The 20625-nt window shown below is 60.6% G+C and carries 8 protein-coding genes; 7 read left to right on the top strand and 1 reads right to left on the bottom strand.

Features of this window, described 5'->3' with window-relative positions:
* Positions 1–2: 2 nt before the first annotated feature.
* Positions 3–1739: a sensor histidine kinase gene (locus ACFOTD_RS07845; protein ID WP_378117422.1), complete on the bottom strand. Its 1737-nt coding sequence runs from the start codon at positions 1737–1739 to the stop codon at positions 3–5.
* Between the two features lie 199 nt (positions 1740–1938).
* On the opposite strand from ACFOTD_RS07845, the gene ACFOTD_RS07840 reads away from it, so the two are divergent.
* The 7 genes from ACFOTD_RS07840 to ACFOTD_RS07810 all read left to right on the top strand — a co-directional run bounded on the left by ACFOTD_RS07840 (position 1939) and on the right by ACFOTD_RS07810 (position 20589).
* Positions 1939–8139 (top strand): S-layer homology domain-containing protein, encoded by a 6201-nt coding sequence (locus ACFOTD_RS07840; protein ID WP_378117420.1) that lies wholly within the window; start codon positions 1939–1941, stop codon positions 8137–8139.
* Between the two features lie 239 nt (positions 8140–8378).
* Positions 8379–10127, top strand: coding sequence for a sensor histidine kinase (locus ACFOTD_RS07835; RefSeq protein ID WP_378117418.1), 1749 nt, complete (start codon positions 8379–8381; stop codon positions 10125–10127).
* Positions 10124–11707, top strand: a complete 1584-nt coding sequence (locus tag ACFOTD_RS07830; RefSeq protein WP_378117416.1) for a response regulator — start codon at positions 10124–10126, stop codon at positions 11705–11707. Before ACFOTD_RS07835 ends, ACFOTD_RS07830 begins: the two co-directional genes overlap by 4 nt.
* Before the next feature lie 526 nt (positions 11708–12233).
* A complete protein-coding gene (locus ACFOTD_RS07825; protein WP_378117414.1) occupies positions 12234–13154 on the top strand; it encodes an ABC transporter permease in 921 nt (306 codons plus the stop codon).
* Between the two features lie 16 nt (positions 13155–13170).
* Positions 13171–14103 carry a carbohydrate ABC transporter permease gene (locus ACFOTD_RS07820; RefSeq protein ID WP_378117412.1) on the top strand — a complete coding sequence of 311 codons (933 nt, stop codon included), beginning with the start codon at positions 13171–13173 and terminating at the stop codon, positions 14101–14103.
* A 73-nt stretch (positions 14104–14176) separates the two neighbouring features.
* A complete protein-coding gene (locus ACFOTD_RS07815) occupies positions 14177–15778 on the top strand; it encodes an ABC transporter substrate-binding protein (RefSeq protein WP_378117410.1) in 1602 nt (533 codons plus the stop codon).
* 605 nt (positions 15779–16383) lie between these two features.
* Positions 16384–20589, top strand: coding sequence for a polysaccharide lyase family 8 super-sandwich domain-containing protein (locus ACFOTD_RS07810; RefSeq protein WP_378117408.1), 4206 nt, complete (start codon positions 16384–16386; stop codon positions 20587–20589).
* Positions 20590–20625 lie beyond the last annotated feature (36 nt).

Genomic DNA, 20625 nt, shown 5'->3' with positions numbered 1-20625 from the left:
GCTTACTCCCCCCTCGTCGCGGCCGGCAGCGTAAAATAAAACGTGCTTCCTTGCCCCGGCGCGCTCTCCGCCCAGATTTGTCCGCCGCTCATTCGTGCGAATGAGCGGCACACCTGCAGACCGAGCCCGGTTCCCTTCTCGCCTGCCGTACCGGCGGTGGAACCGAGATTCAGCGGATCGAACAGCGAACGCGCCCGCTCCTGCGTCATGCCGACGCCCCTGTCGCCGACCGATACGACGACCTGGCCGCCGTCCCGCTGCGCACGTATCCTCACGCTCCCGCCCGGATGCGAATATTTGATCGCGTTGGTCGCCAGATTGCGGACGATCAACGCGACGGCTTCCCTGTCCGCGTTCACCGCAACGTCATCATCAATATCCGCCAGAAGGTCGATCTGCTTCATATCGCTTTTGACCTTCAGCATGCGGCAAACCTCGCCGACCTCGTCCGCCAACCGCAAGGTTTGCGGTCGCAGGAGGATTTCGTCCTTCTGGCTGCGGTACCAATCCAGCAAATTTTCGATCATGTTATACGTATTGTGAACCTGCCCGCTCAGCGCATCGATCGCATCCTGCTGATCCCGGCCGAGCAGCGGCTTGTCCGCCTCCAGCGTCTCCAGCAAGCTCATCTGCACCGCCAGCGGATCGCGAATGTCGTGAGAGACGACGGCGAACAGCCGGTCCTTCAACTGATTGAGCCGGACGATCTCTTCCAGCCTTCTTTGCTTGTCCGTAATATCGAACAGCACCGATACGGTCCCCTGCCTGTCCTTGCCCCGGGGAGTCAGCGGATACACCTTGACCGAATAAACGCGCTTCTCGCCGCCCGCCAGAGCTTCGATCTCCAGCTCGCCGGGCGCCATGTCCTCGCAAACGCGCAGCCATTCCGGCCAGGGCGCGAGCAGGTCGCCGATCTGCCGCTCCGCGAGCGGACCGTCAACGCGTCCCGCGAACAAAGGCTCGACATACTTGTTGCTGTCGATGACGCGGCCGCTGCGGTTCGCGATCAGAATCCCCTCCCTCATCGTCTCGACGACGATGCTGCGGGCCAGCGGCACGATGGAGAACAAGCGGTATCGGATCACGATCCAGAGCATCGTCATGCCAAAAAAGCCGCAGTACACCGAGGCGGGCAAAATCCACGGCGTGAATCCGGGATTCGTCAGCTTGACGACCTCCATCACGGAGGGGATACATCCGCAGAGGAGCAGCCACATGCCGGGCGTCCGAATGTCGCGACGAATGTGACGCAGGTAATCGAACAGAAAAAAGATGCAGGCGGCAAGCAGCAGGTAGCAGGCGATATTGAAGGAGAGCGAGAGATTGGTTTTGTCGACTTCCAGATGGCCCCCCCGGAGGATCGTGCGGGCGTAAAGCAGATGATGAAGGGGATTCGTCCATACCAGCAGCGACCAAAGCGCGAACAGGGACACAAACAGGCTTCGATGAAGCCGGCGCATCGCGTTATTTTTCCCCAGCAAATCCAGCGTAAAAAACAGCACGAGCGGAACGGAGCAAATAAGCGAGGTCTGCTGGATGTTGCGAAACAACAGCTTGGCGTGCAGACTGCTGCCGGTCATCTCCAAAATGACGCTGCCCGCGTAGATCACGCGACCGGCCATAATCCAGGCAAAATATCGGATGCCCCGCTCTCGCCTGTGCAAAATGGCATAGCCCAAAAACGCAAGCATGAGACAGACGGAGACAAGCATGGCGAAATTGGGAAGCGTTGTATTCATCTGACGGCAATCTCCTCGGGTTGTAAGCTTCCGGTTCTTCTCTAAGTATAGCTTAAAGCGACGTGCCGTTAACATTTATTTCTATTAACAGAGCGACAGGACGCGTTCGCCGGACGTCCTCTTTCATAGTTCTTTCATAGGGCCGTGATAGAGTCTGAGGAAGTCTCATAGAAGTGCGGCAAAGAAAGGATGTTGGGGATTGAAGAAGGGTGTTCTGGTTTTTATCGTGTTGTGGCTGATTGTCGGTCATTTGCTTTTGCCGCCCAAGGCGAGCGCAGCGGGCGTGAAGTTCACCTCCGTCTCGAGCCAGCTAGCCATTACATTGGCACTGGACGAAGACGGAGCGATTTGGGCCTGGGGTTATAATCAATACGGTCAGTTCGGCAACGGAACCTCATTGAACGATTACAGCGCTCCCGCGCGAATCGATGTTACGGATGGCGGCGGCGCGCCGGTTGCCTTCAAGCAAGTGCAGCCGGGCTTCTTCAGCTCGATCGCGCTGGATACCGACGGGGGGATCTGGATGGCCGGCGAAGACAGGCAGGGATCGCTTGGCAATGGTGTGGCTCTTGACTCCTACAGCTGGGAGAAGCTTGTCGTCACGGACGGGGGCGTACCGGTGACGTTCGCCGAGGTCGCGGCTATTCGGGATACAAGCTACGCGCTGGATGACACGGGACGTTTATGGGGATGGGGCCGCGTATTCGGGGGCCAACCCGATCAAGTGCCGACCCTGGTTCCGATCACGGATGGCGGCGGCAACCCTGTCGCATTAAAGTCGATTTCCGGTAGTAATTCCATGCTCATCGGCATCGACTCGAATGATCATCAGTGGCAAATTCAACTGGTCGGTCTTAATCTTGTAGCGTTCATGCTGGATGACGGCGGTGTCGCGCCTCAGTTCAAAGCGATCTCCGCCGGGGCCGGTTTTGGAGACGGAGGACATCTTGCAGCCGCACTCGAGAACGACGGGGACATTTGGGTGTGGGGCGCTAACAATTACGGCCAACTGGGCGATGGCGGCGTCGGTCCGACTGTATGGGAGCCAAAGAAGCTGACGATCATGGACGGAGGCAGTGCGGTCAAGTTCGCTCAAATTTCCAGCGGCAATCATTTTATGCTGGCCCTGGATACGATCGGCAACCTGTGGGTGTGGGGAAGAAACGACCAGGGGCAGTTGGGAGACGGCACGAAGACAAGCAAGACGGCCCCTCATAAAATTACAATTATGGACGGTGGGACGCCGGTCCAATTGGCGTCGGTCACTGCAGGCTACGAGCGATCGTTCGCGATCGATGCGGACGGTCGAATATGGAGCTGGGGAGAGGGACAGACCGTCGCGGCGAAGCTGGCGTTCTCGTCGGTGGTTGCCTTGTCCGCCTCGAAGTCTTCCTCCACCTATCTGGAGGAAATCACGCTGACGGCCGCGGTCACAGGTGCCCTGGATACGCCGACCGGTTCGGTCGCGTTCAGAGAAGGCGCGACCGTGCTGGGCACTGTGCCGCTGGCTGGCGGGATTGCGGAGCTCGATATCTCGACGCTGTCCGCCGGGCCTCATTCGATCGAGGCTTATTATTCAGGAGAAGAGAATTATGCGGAGAGCGTGTCGACTGCGCTCGTGCATACGGTCGTCATGCCGGCTGCGCCGGTCATCACGCTGACGCCTTCGTTGACGAGCGATACGTTCGGTCCGGTGACCGTGTCCGCCAGCGTGCAGATCGACGGCGCCGGCAACGGATTGAGCGTGCTGAAGTGGCTTGCCGGGAACCGCGCCGCATCGGACTTTGCGAGCGCAGGCACGGATATTACCGTCGCGCAAAGCTTGGCTGCCGCAAGCAACGGCACCTATACGGTATACGCCAAAGACGCTGCGGGCAATGAGGCAGTGAAAACGATCAGCATCTCCAATATTTTGACGGTGGGCGATCCGGCCGCGCTGTTGGCGGCGATCGCGGATGCGCAGCAGGCGCTGAGCGACCATCCGGCGGGCACGGATGTGGGCCAGGTGCCGGCGGGTGCGCGGAGTACGCTGAGCGCAGCGATCGGGGCGGCGCAGGCGGTCGCGGCTGACGCTCCGAATCGGACGCAGGCGCAGTTGAATGCGGCGCAGGCGACGCTGGAGACGGCGATCACGACGTTCAGCGGCGCAGTGATTGGTGCAGGAGATCCGGCCGCGCTGGTGGCGGCGATCGCGGATGCGCAGCAGGCGCTGGCAGATCATCCGGCAGGCACGGATGTGGGCCAGGCGCCGGCGAGTGCGCGAAATACGCTGAGCACGGCGATCGGGGCGGCGCAGGCGGTCGCGGCTGACGCTCCGAATCGGACGCAGGCGCAGCTGGACGCGGCGAAGACGACGCTGGAGGCGGCGGTCGATGCGTTCAGCGGCGCCGTGATTGGCGCGGGCGATCCGGCCGCGCTGGCGGCGGCGATCGCGGATGCGCAGCAGGCGCTGAGCGATCATCCGGCAGGCACGGATGTCGGGCAGGCGCCGGCAGGCGCGCGGAGTACGTTGAGCGCAGCAATTGGGGCGGCGCAGGCGGTCGCGGACGATGCCGCGAATCAGACGCAAGCGCAGCTGGATGCGGCGCAGGCGACGCTGGAGAGCGCCGTCGATGCGTTCAACGGCGCCGTGATCGGCGCTGGCAACGCGACCGCGCTCAACGCGGCGATCGCGGATGCGCAGCAGGCACTGAGCGACCATCCGGCGGGCACGGAGGTTGGGCAGGCGCCGGCTGGCGCGCGGAGTACGCTGAGCGCAGCGATCGGGGCGGCACAAGCGGTCGCGGCTGACGCCGCAAATCGGACGCAGGCGCAGTTGAATGCGGCGCAGGCGACGCTAGAGGCGGCGATCACGACGTTCAGCGGCGCCGTGATCGGTGCTGGTGATCCGGCTGCGCTGGAGGCAGCGATTGCGGATGCGCAGCAGGCGCTGGACGATCATCCGGCGGGCACGGATGTCGGGCAGGCACCGGCTGGCGCGCGGAGTACGCTAAGCGCGGCGATTGGAGCGGCGCAGGGGGTCGCGGATGACGCCGCGAACCGGACGCAGGCGCAGCTGGACACAGCGCGGACGACGCTGGAGAGCGCCGTCGGCACGTTCAACGGCGCCGTAATCGGCGCGGGAGACGCGACTGCGCTCAACGCGGCGATCGCGGATGCGCAGCAGGCGCTGAGCGACCATCCGGCGGGCACGGATGTCGGGCAGGCACCGGCTGGCGCGCGGAGTACGCTAAGCGCGGCGATTGGAGCGGCGCAGGGGGTCGCGGATGACGCCGCGAACCGGACGCAGGTGCAGTTGAATGCGGCGCAGGCGACGCTGGAGACGGCGATCACGACGTTCAGCGGCGCAGTGATTGGTGCAGGAGATCCGGCCGCGCTGGTGGCGGCGATCGCGGATGCGCAGCAGGCGCTGGCAGATCATCCGGCAGGCACGGATGTGGGCCAGGCGCCGGCGAGTGCGCGAAATACGCTGAGCACGGCGATCGGGGCGGAACAAGCGGTCGCGGCTGACGCCGCAAATCGGACGCAGGCGCAACTGGACGCGGCGCAGGCGACGCTGGAGAGCGCCGTCGATGCGTTCAACGGCGCCGTGATCGGCGCAGGCAACGCGACCGCGCTCAACGCGGCGATCGCGGATGCGCAGCAGGCGCTGAGCGATCATCCGGCGGGCACGGATGTCGGCCAGGCGCCGGCGAGTGCGCGCAATACGCTGAGCACGGCGATCGGAGCAGCACAAGCGGTCGCGGCTGACGCCGCAAACCGGACGCAGGCGCAGCTGGACGCAGCGCAGGCGACGCTGGAGAGCGCCGTCGATGCGTTCAACGGCGCCGTGATCGGCGCAGGCAACGCGACCGCGCTCAACGCGGCGATCGCGGATGCGCAGCAGGCGCTGAGCGATCATCCGGGGGGCACGGATGTCGGCCAGGCGCCGGCGAGTGCGCGAAATACGCTGAGCACGGCGATCGGGGCGGCACAAGCGGTCGCGGCTGACACCGCAAATCGGACGCAGGCGCAACTGGACGCGGCGCAGGCGACGCTGGAGAGCGCCGTCGATGCGTTCAACGGCGCCGTGATCGGCGCAGGCAACGCGACCGCGCTCAACGCGGCGATCGCGGATGCGCAGCAGGCGCTGAGCGATCATCCGGCGGGCACGGATGTCGGGCAGGCGCCGACAAGCGCGCGCAATACGCTAAGCGCTGCAATCGCCGCTGCACAAGCAGTCGCGGACGACGCCGCGAACCGGACACAGGCGCAGCTGGACGCTGCGCAGGCGACACTGGAGAGCGCCGTCGACGCGTTCAACGGCGCCGTGATCGGCGCAGGCAACGCGACCGCGCTCAACGCGGCGATCGCGGATGCGCAGCAGGCGCTGAGCGATCATCCGGCGGGCACGGATGTCGGCCAGGCGCCGACGAGCGCGCGCAATACGCTAAGCGCAGCGATCGCGGATGCGCAGGCAGTTGCGGACGATGCCGCAAACTACACGCAGGTGCAACTGGACGCAGCGCGGGCGACACTGGAGGCAGCGATTGCGACATTCCGGGCGGTCGTCGTCGGCATCGTGCTGACGCCGCCGAACGCAGGCTTGTATGGTACAGGTGACACGCTTGCTTTCACGCTGACCTATCGGGACGAAGTAATCGTAACCGGCAAGCCCCGTATCGCAGTCACGCTCGACGGCGGCTCGGAGCCCTTGGTCGTGTATGCTGCGTACACCGGCGATTCCGGCACCCCCGTTACCTCGCTGACGTTCGCTTACGAAGTGCCGGCCGGATTGGCGGATACAGACGGCATCGGGCTCGCTTCATCCGTCGACTTGTCGGAAGGCGCTGCTATCGAGCCGGCATCGGGCGTCGGGACGGCTTTGCTGGCGTACGCCCTGCCCGATACGAGCGCGGTGCGCGTCGTATCGATCCCGCCTGCGCTTGCACTGAGCGCAGACTCGACTCCCGGATCCACGGCTGAAGTCACCGTGGCCGCCGCCGTCTACGGCGAAGCATCGGCGGGCAATGCGCTTGCCGAGCTGCGATGGCTCGCCGGCAGCAAAACGGCGGCCGACTTCTCCGGCGGAGACGTTGGCGCGGATATTCTGTCTGCGCGCGCATTCACTGTCGGCGCGAACGGTATCTATACCGTCTATGCCCGCGATGCAGCGGGCAATGAAGCGGTGCAGGCTGTCACCGTGAGCGCGATCGTTGCACCGTCCGGCCCGGAGCCTGACCCGATCGAGCCGGAAGACCCGCTGCGCAAGTACATCGTCCGATGGACGGCTGATAAGGCCACCCGCGATACGAAGTGGAAGCAGGAGGAGCTCGCCGCCGGGGCGATTGTGCTGGACGGCCGGGCATTATTCGCAAATTCGGCGAACGCCTGGACGCTGACCTTGCCTCGGGCTACCGTCAGTCTGCTCGATCCGGGCGGCGTTCTGCAGGTCCGTACGGGCCTTGCGGATTATGAGCTGCCTGTAGCGATGCTGTCCGATCTGTCCGATCGTCCGTTCGATGAGCTTCGCGTAAGGCTGTCTCATCCGAGCGATTCCGAACAGAGCGGGTTGGAACACGCTGCGGCACAACTGGGCGCAGCCTTGTACGGACAGCAGCTCAAGCTGGAGGTGATCCTCGTTGCGGGCGGAGTCGAGCGGCCGCTGTCCCCGTACGGTTATTACATCACGGTTACGGTCCAGCGGCCGGCACCGGCGGTTCAAGGCACGCTGTCGGGCGTACTCTACGTAGAGGGTCAGCAGACGCTTGCGCCCGTACCCGCTATATCAGTGGATACAGCCGTCCAATGGAAGACGCAAACGGGCGGTATCTACGCCTTGCTGGCCTACGACAAGCAGTTTGCCGACGTTCAGGGTTCGTGGGCGGAGGAAGCCGTTCGTACGCTGGCTTCCATGCTCGTCATCAACGGCGTCGACGACGACAGTTTCGCGCCTCGCGCCGCCGTCACTCGCGCGGAGCTGACGGCGATGATCGTGCGTGCACTCGGCTTGCAAGGCACAGCCGGGACGCTTCCGGCCTTCGGCGATGTGGACAGCGGCAGCTGGTATGCAGGCGCCGTCACGGCCGCCGTGCAGGCGGGCATCGTCCAGGGCGATGCCAACGGGCGATTCCGCCCGGATGCGCCCATCAGCCGGCAGGAAGCCGCGGTCATGCTCATGCGCGCGATGACGACGGCGGGTCATTCCCCGGCGGCAGGCTCGCCGACTGCGCTCGCCGGCTTCGCCGATGCAGGCCAGGTCTCGGCCTGGGCCCGGGAAGCGATGACGGCTGCCGTCCATAGCGGCTTGATTCAGGGAGATCCGGCGGGGCGCCTTCGCCCGCAGCAGCAGATTACGCGCGCGGAGACTGCGGCGATGCTCCTACGTACGCTGCGCGCCGTCGGCTTCCTCTACGCCTGAGCGTCGGACCGTTCGAACGCGGACCAAAGAATCTCAATTCCATAGCAATCCTATCGAGAGGAGCCGGCGGCTCCTCTTTTTATGCCGCTTTTCCTGTAAGGATCAATGCCGACGGACGGCGCGCGAGACACCGGCCTTCCAGTCCGGTTGATACCGACCATCTAGTAACCGCTCTCATTTCGTTGTAAAATGGGGCAACCCTCGCAAGGAACGGATGCGAACGGAAAGGGAGCGCGCGCATGAGAAAGTTCCGGCTGAACCGCAAATACATCCCGTTTACCTATAAGACGATGCTGCCGTATCTGGTACTGGTGCTGCTGACGGATATTCTGGTGGGCTACATCTCTTACACCATGCTCGTCGAATCCCGGACCGAGATGGCGGAGACGAATATCCGCACCGCGATGCGGCAGACGAGCAACAATATCGAATACCAGATGGACGAGATCACGCGCATGACGAACTCGCTTTTTCTCAATACGACGTTCCAGAATGCGCTGCAGTTCAAGGGCGATACCCGAGAGAATATGCTGAAAATGAAGGACGACATCGTGCCGTACATGAAGGCGCCGCTCCAGCTGTACGGCAACAAGCTGCGGCTCGTCCTGTACGCGGTTAACGAGACGATGCTCGAGATCACGGGCGACGACATGTCGCAGCCGATTGGCCGCAGCGATTATTACGTCCTGTCCGCGCAGAGCGTCGCGCAGGCGGATTGGTTCAAGTCCGTCGCCCCGTCGAGCAGGGACAAGCTGTGGCTGCAGATCGACACCGACCGCGAGCTCGGGAATATCTCCTATTTTCGCAAGCTGTTCGCGTCCAACGGCGCGCAGTCGCTCATCGGCTACATTCGCGTGACGGCGAGGTTCGACGAGCTGCTCGGCAACTTCGATACGTTTCCGATCGAGCAGGGCATCGCGCTCCGGTTGAAGGATAAGGCGGCGGGCGCGAACCTGTACGAGCGCGGATCCGTGGCGTCGAATGCCGGCGCGGGCGCCTATCTCGTCGTCAGCGAAGACATCCCCGACTCCGGCTACGCGATCGAGACCTGGGTGCCTCACCGCTACCTGAACAAAGACGCGAGCAAGATGCGCCGCGTGATCGGCGCCGTCTGCGCGATCAGCTTCGCGGTGATGGCGCTTATCGGTTTCCTGGTCGCCAGGCTGTCGGGCAAAAAAATGAAACGGATCGTCTCGCTCGTGCGGTCGTTCCAGGAGGGCAACTTCTACAAGCGGATCGGCTTCGCCGGCAACGACGAGTTCGTGTATATCGCCGACGCCTTCAATCAGATGGCCCAGAGCATCCAGGAGCTGATCCGCGACGTCTACGAGCAGGGCATGCAGAAAAAGCAGGCGGAGCTCGACGTGCTTCAGGCGCAGATCAGCCCGCATTTCCTGTACAACACGCTCTCGACAATCGGCAGCCTGGCGAATATGGGCGAAGCCGACAAGGTGACGAAGATGGTGCAGGAGCTTTCCAAATTTTACAGGCTGACGCTGAACGAAGGGCAGGTCTATATTTCTCTTGAAGCCGAATTGGAGCAGGTCAAGGCGTATCTGGATATCCAGCGGGTCAAGTATGCGAACGCCTTCCAGGTGTACTTCGACATCGACCCCGGCATCTTGCACGTGCGCATCATCAAGCTGGTATTGCAGCCTTTCGTGGAAAATATATTCAAGCACGCCTGGTTCGGGGAATCGATCGCGATCCGAATCACGGGCAGGCGGCTCGGCGGCGACCGGATCGAGCTGAAGGTCATCGACAACGGCATCGGCATGCGGCCGGATACGCTCAAAAGGATGCGTTCGAGTGAACCGAGCGCAGGCGGCTACGGCCTGAAAAACGTGGAGGAGCGAATCAAAATGAGGTACGGCAGCGACTTCGGCATCCAGATCGGGAGCTACTACGGCGCGGGGACGACGGTCGAGCTTATTTTGCCGATGGAAAACGCGGAGATTCGGGAAGACAAGGAGCGCGGCGATCAATGACGGACAACGATATCAACGTCCTGCTGGTGGACGACGAAGCGGTCGATCTCGAATGGCTGAGACGCAGGGTGGCGGGTCACGAGCAGTTGGCGGGCGCCAGCGTGCGTACGGCCACGAGCGGATTCGCCGCGCTTGAGCTGTTGAAGGGGCAGCGCGTCGACATCATCCTCTCCGACATCCGCATGCCGATCATGTCGGGGACCGAATTCGCGCGGCAGGCCAAGGAGATCAATCCGCAGGTGTCGATCGTGTTCATCAGCGGACACGAGGACTTTAACTATGCCAAGCAGGCGATTCAGTTGAACGCGCACGGCTATTTGCTCAAGCCCGTCGAGGACGGCGAGCTGAACGCGACGTTGACGGAGCTATGCGGCAAGATCGAGCGGGAGCGCAAGCAGCATACGTCGCTGACCGAGACGCTGTCGCTCGTCAACCAGGAGCTGCTGCTGCGCTGGTTCAACGAGTCGGCGCCGGGCGACGTCGAGGCGCATATCCGCAGCTTCCTCGCGCCGATGCTCCAGGGCGGCACCGCGGTCGCCATCGCCGAGATCGACGATATCGCGTGGAAGATCGGCGGCTCGACCGCGGAGGAGCGTCGCGCCTGGCTCGCCGGCGCGGCGCAGTTTATTCGCCGGTTCGCGCAGGAACGCAATATGGGCCTCGTCATCGACGCCTACGACAGCCGCTTCGTCCTGCTGGCTGCCGTGCCCGAACCTTCTTTCTCCGCCCTGCTCGAGGAGCTGATCCTCGCTTTTTACGCCGAGTTCGCCTTCTCCGTCACGATCGGGACCGGCATGTACACGACTGCGTTCGACCAGCTGCACGACTCTTACCGGCAAGCGCAGGCCGCGCTCAGCATCAAGTGGATCGTCGGCAAAAATCGGCTCATCAAGGACGCCTCGCAGTGGCGCCCCAAAGAGCGGATCGCTCCGAACCTCGAGGAGATCGTCGACCGGATGCTGAAGGCGATGCTCGAGTACGACCTGACTACGATCGACGATTGCTTGCTGCAGCTGTTCGACGGCGATCATCCGCTCTCGCAGAAGCACGAGATTTACGATCTCATCATTCGCATCAAGTCCAAGCTTCACGCGGATCTGCGGCAGCTCAACGAGCATCTGTACGAGATTTTGAATTGGGATGCCCATCAGCCGCTCATCCTGTTTCAATTCGAGACGGTGCACGACATATTGTCCTGGCTCAGAAGGCGGTTTTTCGAGCTGTCCGAGCTGCTCTACCTGAAGCGGCAGCGGCAGAAGCGCAAGCTGATCGACGACATTACGGCTTACGTGAAGGACAGGCTGGAGCAGAAGATCACGCTGAACGAAGTGGCCGCGCATTTTAACTTTACGCCGAACTATCTGGGCCAGCTGTTCAAGGCCGAGACCAACAGCCTGTTCAGCGATTTTCTGAACGACCTGCGCATGAAACGGGTATGCGAGCTGCTCGAAGATACGACCAAGAAGATTTACGAGATCGCGGAGCAGGTCGGCTACAAAAACATCATCTACTTCAACCGCCAGTTCAAGCAGCACATGGGCATGTCCCCCGGCGAGTACCGCAAAAAGCACAATATCTGAATCGGCGCCCCTGTCGCGAGACTCCTGTTCCCGCGGGTACAGGGGCCTCTTTTTTCTACGACAGCATACCCGCTGCGGCAGGCGATAGCGGCAACGCGTACCGCTAAGCCCTGTGGATTTCGGCGGAATAGCGATGTGCCGCATCCTTATTTCACACAATACTGGTCGAAGCGGCGAAATAGCGATGTGCCGCATCCTTATTTCACACAATACGGGTCGCAGCGGCAAAATAGCGATATGGCGCATCCTTATTTCACGCAATACTGGTCGCAGCGGCGAAATAGCGATGTGCCGCATCCTTATTTCACGCAATACTGGTCGAAGCGGCGAAATAGCGATATGGCTCATCCTTATTTAACAAAATACTGGTCGCAGCGGGCCACGCGCCGCCGGAGCCGACGCATCCGATCGTATGCGTTTTCACTTCAATCGTTGAATTTGTATTAACTTTAGTTGTTCCGCTGAATTATGCCGCTTCGTTCTGCCTTCTATAATGAGAACTACAGAGGAGAGAGGGGGAGCGGATATGCGGCTGCGCAGCTTCTGGCACGATGTAAAAAAGTACAAAATGTTCTTGTTGATGCTGACCCCTGCGGTCGTCTTCTACCTTTTGTTCGCTTATATCCCGATGGCGGGCATCGTCATCGCGTTCAAGCGCTACGATTACGCCGGCGGCATTTTCGGCAGCGCGTGGAACGGACTGGACAACTTCCGCTTTTTCTTCGACTCGGGCAACGCCTGGCAGGTGACGCGCAATACGGCGCTGTACAACGTCGCTTTTATCGTCGTGAACAACGCCCTTCAGATTTTCGCCGCGATTCTGCTGTTCGAAGTCGGGGGCAAGTGGTTTCGCAAAATCATTCAGTCGTCGCTGTTTCTCCCGTACTTCATCTCCTGGGTCGTGGTCGGCGCGATCGCCTACAACCTGCTGAACTACGACATCGGCACCGTGAACGCCATGCTCAGAGGACTCGGACTCGAGCCGGTCGACATTTACAACACGCCTGCCTACTGGCCGTTCCTGCTGGTGCTGGTGTCCGCCTGGAAGGGGCTCGGGTACGGCACGGTCATGTATCTGGCCGCCATCACGAGCATCGACACCGAGATGTACGAGGCGGCGGAGATCGACGGGGCGAACATTTTCCAGCGTATCCTGAAGGTGACGATCCCGAACCTGTACCCGACGATCATCATCCTGGTGCTGCTGGCAGTTGGTAACATTTTCCGCGGGGACTTTGGGATGTTCTACAACATGGTGGGCAACAACGGGATGCTGTTCTCCTCCACGGACGTCATCGACACCTTCGTCTTCCGGTCGCTGATCACGTCCAACGACATCGGCATGTCGGCCGCGGCCGGCGTCTTCCAGTCGGTGCTCGGCTTCGCCACGATCATGGCGGTCAACTATGCGGTAAGGCGGTACGACAAAGACCGCGCGTTATTCTAAAGAGGAGGCTTATGACATGAGCGCAACGGAGCTGAATGCGGACAAGTCGTTCGCCAAAACCTCGGGCGTCAAAAAGACGGATCAGAAAATATTTGCCGCCATCGGGTACGGGGCGCTGACGATCATGGCGCTGCTCTGCTTGCTGCCGTTCCTGCTGGTGGTGTCGTCGTCCCTGACGAGCGAGAACCGGATCATTACGGCGGGGTATCAGTTCATCCCGACGGATTTCTCGGTCGAGGCTTACAGCATTTTGTTCAAATACCCGACCGAGATGATCCAGGCCTACCTGGTGACGATCGGGGTGACGATTGGCGGGACGCTGCTGGGTCTGTTCCTGACCTCGATGACGTCCTACGCGCTGTCCCGCAGGGACTTCAAGTGGCGCAACGGCTTTTCCTTCTTCTTTTTCTTCACCACCCTGTTCAGCGGCGGGCTCGTCCCGTGGTACCTGCTCATCGTGAACTACCTGCATATGAAGGATACGGTGCTCGCGCTGATCGTGCCGCTCGTGCTTAACGTCTTTTACATCATCGTCATGAAATCGTTCCTCGGCGGCATCCCGGAGGCGATCGTCGAGTCGGCCAAGATCGACGGCGCAGGCGACTTCCGTATCTATGCGCAGCTGATCCTGCCGCTCTCCAAGCCGGCGCTCGCGACGATCGGGCTGTTCCTGGCATTGGCCTACTGGAACGACTGGTACAACGCCCTGCTGTTCGTATCCGACGAGAAGCTGATGCCGCTGCAATACTACTTGTACAAAATGCTGGGCAACATGGACGGCATGCGCAAGGCGATGATGGGCGCGGGTGCGGTCGTCACGACGGCCATCCCGACCGAGAGCCTGAAGATGGCGATGACGGTCGTCGCGACGGGGCCGATCCTGCTGGCTTATCCGTTTGTGCAGCGCTACTTCGTTCAGGGCCTCACGATCGGCGCGGTAAAGGGATGAATACGGGGCGACCCGGTTTATCGATATAGCTTCTTCAGACAAGGTTAAGACTATCATTAGGGGGAAGATGGGCATGTTGAGAAAAAGCAGATGGACGATGTTCACGCTTTTGTTCGCTTTTGTGATGATCATGAGCGCATGCGGCGGCAATGACAAGAATGCGGGGTCGTCCGCAAGTTCAAGCGCGGAACCTTCGAAAAGCGCATCGGCTACGGCCTCGGCGTCGGCATCGGGCAGCAGCGCCGCCGCGCCGTCCGAAGGCGCCGTCGACACGTCCAAAGAAGTGAAGCTCAAGATGATCTTCGTCGGACCGAAGCCGGTGGACTACGATTCCGTTTTTGCCGAGATTAACAAGAAGCTGAAAGAGAAGATCAACGCAACAATCGAAGGCGAATTCCTCGATTGGTCCGACTGGGCGCAGAAGTATCCGCTGAAGTTGGCCGCCGACGAGAACTTCGACCTGATCTACTCGGCCAACTGGGCCGGCTACAACGACCAGGCGCTGAAGGGCGGCTTCCTCGAGCTCACGGACGATATGCTCTCCAAATACATGCCGCAAACGTGGAAGAACATGTCCAAGGTCAGCTGGGACCAGGCGAAGGTCAACGGCAAGCTGTACATGGTGCCGCAGAACCGCGGGGAATCCGTAGAGAAGCTGATCCTGTACCGCGAAGACCTGCGCAAAAAGTACAACCTGCCTGAGATCAACAGCCCGGAAGCGTATGCCACTTACTTGAAAACGATCGCCGAGAACGAAAAAGGCATCGTGCCGTTCACGCCGGAGACCGGCGACTGGAAATTCCACAACCTCGACCGCGTGCTGCTCAAGCAGCAGAACGAGTGGAACATGTTCGACCTGGATATGCCGTTCGCCTTCAAGCTGACGGACGAGAAGGGGCAAGTGTTCAACGTTTACAACACGCCGGAATTTAAGCAATTGGCGACGTATTACAAGGATCTCGCGGACCACAATGCCTGGTCGAAAAACGTCCTGAACAGCAAAAACGACCATCAGGCGGACTTCAAGGCGGGCAAGACGGCTTCAATCACGCATAACAACGGCACGCTCGGCGCGCTGATGGCGCTTATGCGCCAGGAAAATTCGCCTTATGAAGTTGCGCTGGCGGACATCAACCAAGGCAAGAAAAAGTCGGTGGCGATCTCGACGCAAAACGGCACGTCGGTGCACGCGACCTCCAAAAACCCGGAGCGCGCCCTGATGGCGATCGATCTGATGCAAAACGATAAAGAGATGCACGACCTGATCATGTACGGCATCAACGGCGTTCACTACGAGCCGGTCGGCGACGACAAGTACAAGGCGCTCGACAAGAACCCGAACTACACGGGCTTCTCCAACTGGAGCTTCAACTCGCCGCTCAACCGCGACAACGAAGCGTTCCCGCAGGAAGCGTCCGACCTGGTCAAGAGCTGGGAAGCGAACGTGTACCACTATCCGCTCGAGACGTTCGTGTTCGACAACAGCAAGGTCAAGACCGAAATCGCTAATGTCGGCAACGTCATGCTGCGCTACGGCATCCCGCTCGAATACGGCCTGGTCAAGGACATCGACAAAGGCCTGGCGGATCTGAACAAGCAGCTGGACGCGGCCGGCATCGCCAAGATCCAGACCGAGCTTCAATCGCAGGTCGACGCGTTTTTGGCAAAGCAGTAAGGCGGTAGACGGGGCGGCTGCAGCGCAGCCGCCTCGGTAAACCGGGCGCTGACGTAACGCGTCCGTTAATCAGGCGGCATGCTGCGGTCCCGGCGCGATCAACGCGCGGGGCCGTTTTTTTGCGGTGAGTGCGTGGGTGATCGGTTGCCCGATTGGCCAAGTGTGAACGTAGATCAACAGTTTGCGGACTAGCCGACCACGAGTACCCGAGGTGTGAATGTAGATCAAAGCAAAACGGGATGAAGCAGAGATGTTGTCTGCTTCATCCCGTTTGCGTTCAGTGGATGGTCTTCTGAGTGGCGGGGCGATCATGTTTCTATCCAGGAACACTGGAGCGCATTTGGTGGGGCTTGGGCCGGATTTGCTTCTACCTGGAAATGCCTCAGCGCATTCGGCGCATCGCGGCTCGCGTTTGTTTCTAACTAATAACTCCTCAGCACACTTGGCGCCCACGGGCGGATTTGTTGCAGAAGGGGGCATTTTCCCTATTCAGGTTAACGGATGTTCATGATCTTGAATCCTGATCATATCCATCCGCTCGCGGCGGGTGCGATAATGAGCCCGAATTTAAAACAAAGACTGGCGGTGGACTTATGAGGGCAAGGATGTCGGCAATCGAATTCGGTATTTCCGGCAAGCTGCTGTTGGTGATTGCTTTAATGTTCGGGTTGGTCGGGCAGTTGGGCGCGCGCAGCGTTTATGCGGAGGAGGATGCGTTTGACGCGATGAGGACCAAGTGGTTTGATTTCTTGACCGGAGGCACGGGTTACGATACGCAAGATCCGGATATCGCCTTTAAGCTGAACGCGGTGAGCCAGACGAGCTGGGCATCGATGGACAAATCTTCTGGAAGAACGTTCCTATGGTCCGACATGACCAGCACGACGAACTCCTCGTATATCACCAACGCGTACGGTCGTCTGAGAGGAATGGCGCTGGCCTACCGTACCTACGGATCCAGCGTTTACGGCGACCAGGCGCTTAAGGCCGATATCGTCGGCGCCCTCGATTGGATGTATGCGAATCGCTACAACGAGAACAAGGCCGAGTACGATAACTGGTGGGACTGGGAGATCGGCACCCCGCTGCAGCTGAACGATATCGTCACCCTCATGTACGACGATCTCACGTCTACCCAGATTCAAAATTACATGAACGCCGTCGGGCATTTCTCCCCCGATCCGACGCGGGTGAACAAGCCGTTCCAATTCGTATCGACCGGCGCCAACCGCGCCTGGATGTGCATGGTCGTCGGCCTCCGGGCCGTCCTGATCAAGTCGAATACCGATCTGACCGCTGCCTCCGATGCGCTCGATCCGCTTTTCGACTATGTCACGAGCGGGGACGGCTTCTACGAGGACGGCTCCTTTATCCAGCACAATATTTACGCGTATAACGGCAGCTACGGCGCCAGTCTGCTTCAGCAGTTGGTTAACGTGCTGTATTTGCTTGACGGCTCGGACTGGGAGCCTACGTCGTCGGGCCTCGCTAACGTTTATCAGTGGGTGTACGATTCTTACGAGCCGTTCATTTACAAAGGCGCCATGATGGATATGACCAGAGGCAGGTCGATCTCGCGGAACTACGAGACGGACCATTCGGTCGGGCAAGGCATCATCGCTTCGCTCGTGCGTTTGTCTCAGGCGGCACCGACGGCCGACGCCCAGCGCTTGAAGGCGATGGTCAAGTATTGGATTCAATCCGATACGACGCTCAACTTTTTCCGCTCCGTCGATCTGAGCGTCGCTGTCCAGGCCAAGGCGATCATGGCGGATTCAGGCGTCGTGCCGAGAGGGGAGCTGACCGGCGCCAAAGTGTTCGCGGGCATGGACCAAGCCGTGACGCAGCGTCCGGGGTACGCCTTCGGCGTCAGCATGTCTTCCAGCCGGATCGGCACGTACGAATACACGAACAATGAAAATCTGAAAGGCTGGTACACGGGCGCAGGCATGACGTATTTGTACAACGACGATCTGCAGCAGTATTCGAACTTCTGGCCGACGGTCAACAAGTACCGGCTGCCGGGAACGACGGTCGACACGCGCACGAGAACGGACGGCGAAGGCGGCGGATACCTCAGCTCGAAGGCGTGGGCGGGGGGCTCCGAGCTGCTCGGCCAATACGCCGCCGCCGGCATGGATTACCAAGATTACGGAACTACGCTGACGGCCAAGAAGTCGTGGTTCATGTTCGACGACGAGATCGTCGCGCTTGGCGCCGGCATTAACAGCACCGACGGAAGAACGATCGAGACGACGGTTGAAAACCGGATGCTCAACGTAGCCAGAACGACGCAAGGCACCGATCTGACCGCGCCTGCCGCCGCGCCGGTCGGGAGCGAGCCGCTCCGCCATAAAGTGTATGCGGTTACAGACAGCGGTAACGACGGCAATGTACCCGAGAATACGTTCGACAACAACCTCGGCACCCGATGGTCCGCGTCTGGCGACGGCCAGTGGATTCAATACGACCTGGGCAAGACGCAGCAGATCGGGTATGTCGGGATCAGCTTCTATGTGCAAGCCACGCGGTACACAACCTTCGACATTGCCGTGTCCGCAGACAAGAATGCGTGGACGACCGTTTACTCCGGCAACTCGAGCGTCGTCTCTAACGACGCGATCCAAGTGTTTGACTTCCCCGACGTGTCGGCCAGATACGTGCGCATTGTCGGTCATGGCTACACCAACAACAGCGCGAACGGCGGCAATACGGGACCCTGGAACAGCATTACCGAGGTTCAGATCTACGCGCCGTGCTCGGCGGGCACTCTAATCATCCCCGCAAGCGTGGCCCCGCTTAACGTGGAATCCGCCTCCGACAGCCTGGGCTCCGCCGATCTGACGGCCATCCAGGACGGCAAGATCGGCACTTCCTGGACGGCGAGCGGCGACGGGCAGTGGCTGAAGCTGGATCTGGGCAGCGTAAAACCGGTCGGCTACGCGGGCATCGCCTTTCCGCAGGGAACCGATCGGCGCTATACGTTCGATATCGAAGTGTCCGCAGACAATTCGGTATGGAACGCCGTATATGCCGTCCCTTACCAATCTGCGCCGACGACCGAAGTAACGGCTTATGACTTTCCCGATACGAACGCCAGGTATGTAAAGCTCGTCCTGCACGGCAACGACGTCGACCTTGCCGACGCCGTATCGGAGGTGCAGCTCTATTCGCCGTCCGCGCTCGGCCCGGTGCTGGATCCGCTCCACACGACGCGCAAGGTGAAGAGCGACGAGCAGTTAATCGTGAACGGTACGGCTAAGTCGGCTGCGATTGGCTGGTCCGAGAGCATGAGCGGGGTTTCTTATGCGTACCTCGAGGGCACGGGCGGCTACTACTTCCCGCAACCGAGTAATATCAAGGGCGCGAGAGCGGTATCCGAAGGCAGCTGGAAGCAGCTGAACATAGGAGGGCCCGACACGACGTTGTCCAAAAATTACGTCACGCTGTGGCTCGACCACGGCGCCAATCCGGTGAATGAAAAGTACGCGTATGTCCTGCTGCCGAACAAGACGGCCTCGCAGACCGCGGCGTACAGCGCGAATCCGAATACGGAGATTCTCGTCAACAACCCGAACACCCAGGCGGTCAAGGAGAAGGGGCTCGGTATCATCGGAGCTAACTTCTGGGCGCCCAGCACCTTCAGTTTCCTGACGGCCTCCAATCCTTCTTCGCTCATGCTGAAGGATCAGTCCGGCACGCTCGATGTCGGCGTATCCGATCCGACGCATCTGCAGAACAAGGTAACGTTCGAGATTCATAAGTCGGGTCTGTCCGTCGTGTCGAAGGACGCTTCGGTTACGGTGCTCCAGCTCGCCCCGACGATCAAGTTCGAAGTCGACACAAGCGTCAAAGACGGCGTCACCCATCACGTCAAATTCCAATACAATCCCGCTGTGAACGTGCCGCTGCCGACGCCGACGCCCGACCCGACGGTGACCAGCGCCACCGTCAAGGACGATATGAACGACTATTCGAACATGTACGCGCACAGCCCGAATCTCTTTTTTAACACGTCCAACGCATCTTACTTTGCCGGCGATGCCTCCAGGCTGGCCCGGACGGCCAACTCGAACGAATACGTTGTCTACAAGGCGGCGGCCGGCATGGATCTGAAGCAGTTCACCGCCAAGACCTGGTTCTGGCCGAGCGAGACGATCGACGACTTCCAGTTCTATACGTCGCCGGACAATACGACTTATACGCCCTTTACGCCAGGCAAGACCGCGCCGTCAGGCAACTGGTCCGGGGTGGATTACAGCGGCACGCTCCCTGTAGGCACGCAGTATTTGAAGATCGTGTTTGCCCACAGCACGACGAACGTGTGGAATCCGCAGATCGGCAGCGTCGAGCTGAAGAGCGCGGTCCCTGCCCCTACCGTCGCGAACGTGACCGATACGATGAACGACTTCACCAAGATGTTCGCGCACAGCGCGCAGCTGTCCTTCGATTCGTCGAACGCGGCGACCTTCGGTGGAGATACCTCGCGGCTCCAGCGGAAGACGAACACCAACGAATACGTCGTCTACAAAGCGGCAGCCGGCATGGATCTGAAGCAATTCGCCGCCAAGGCCTGGTTCTGGCCGTACGAGACCGCGGGCGACTTCCAATTTTACGTGTCTGCGGATAACGTGACTTATGCGGCGTTCACCCCCGCTAAAGCAACCGTGACGGGCTCCTGGAACAAGGTGGACTATAGCGGCACGCTCCCGGCGGGCACGCAGTACCTGAAGATCGTCTTTCCGATTACCGCCGCGCAGACCTGGAATCCGCAGATCGGCAGCGTCGAGCTGGAGAGCCGGGCAATCTGATTAAGAGATGTTCATGAACTTGAATACCGATCATTC

The sequence above is a fragment of the Cohnella sp. GCM10012308 genome (assembly GCF_042649185.1).
Classification (GTDB): Bacteria; Bacillota; Bacilli; order Paenibacillales; family Paenibacillaceae; genus Cohnella.
Note: the sequence above shows the minus strand (reverse complement) of the source record. Positions and strands in the feature narration are given on the sequence as shown.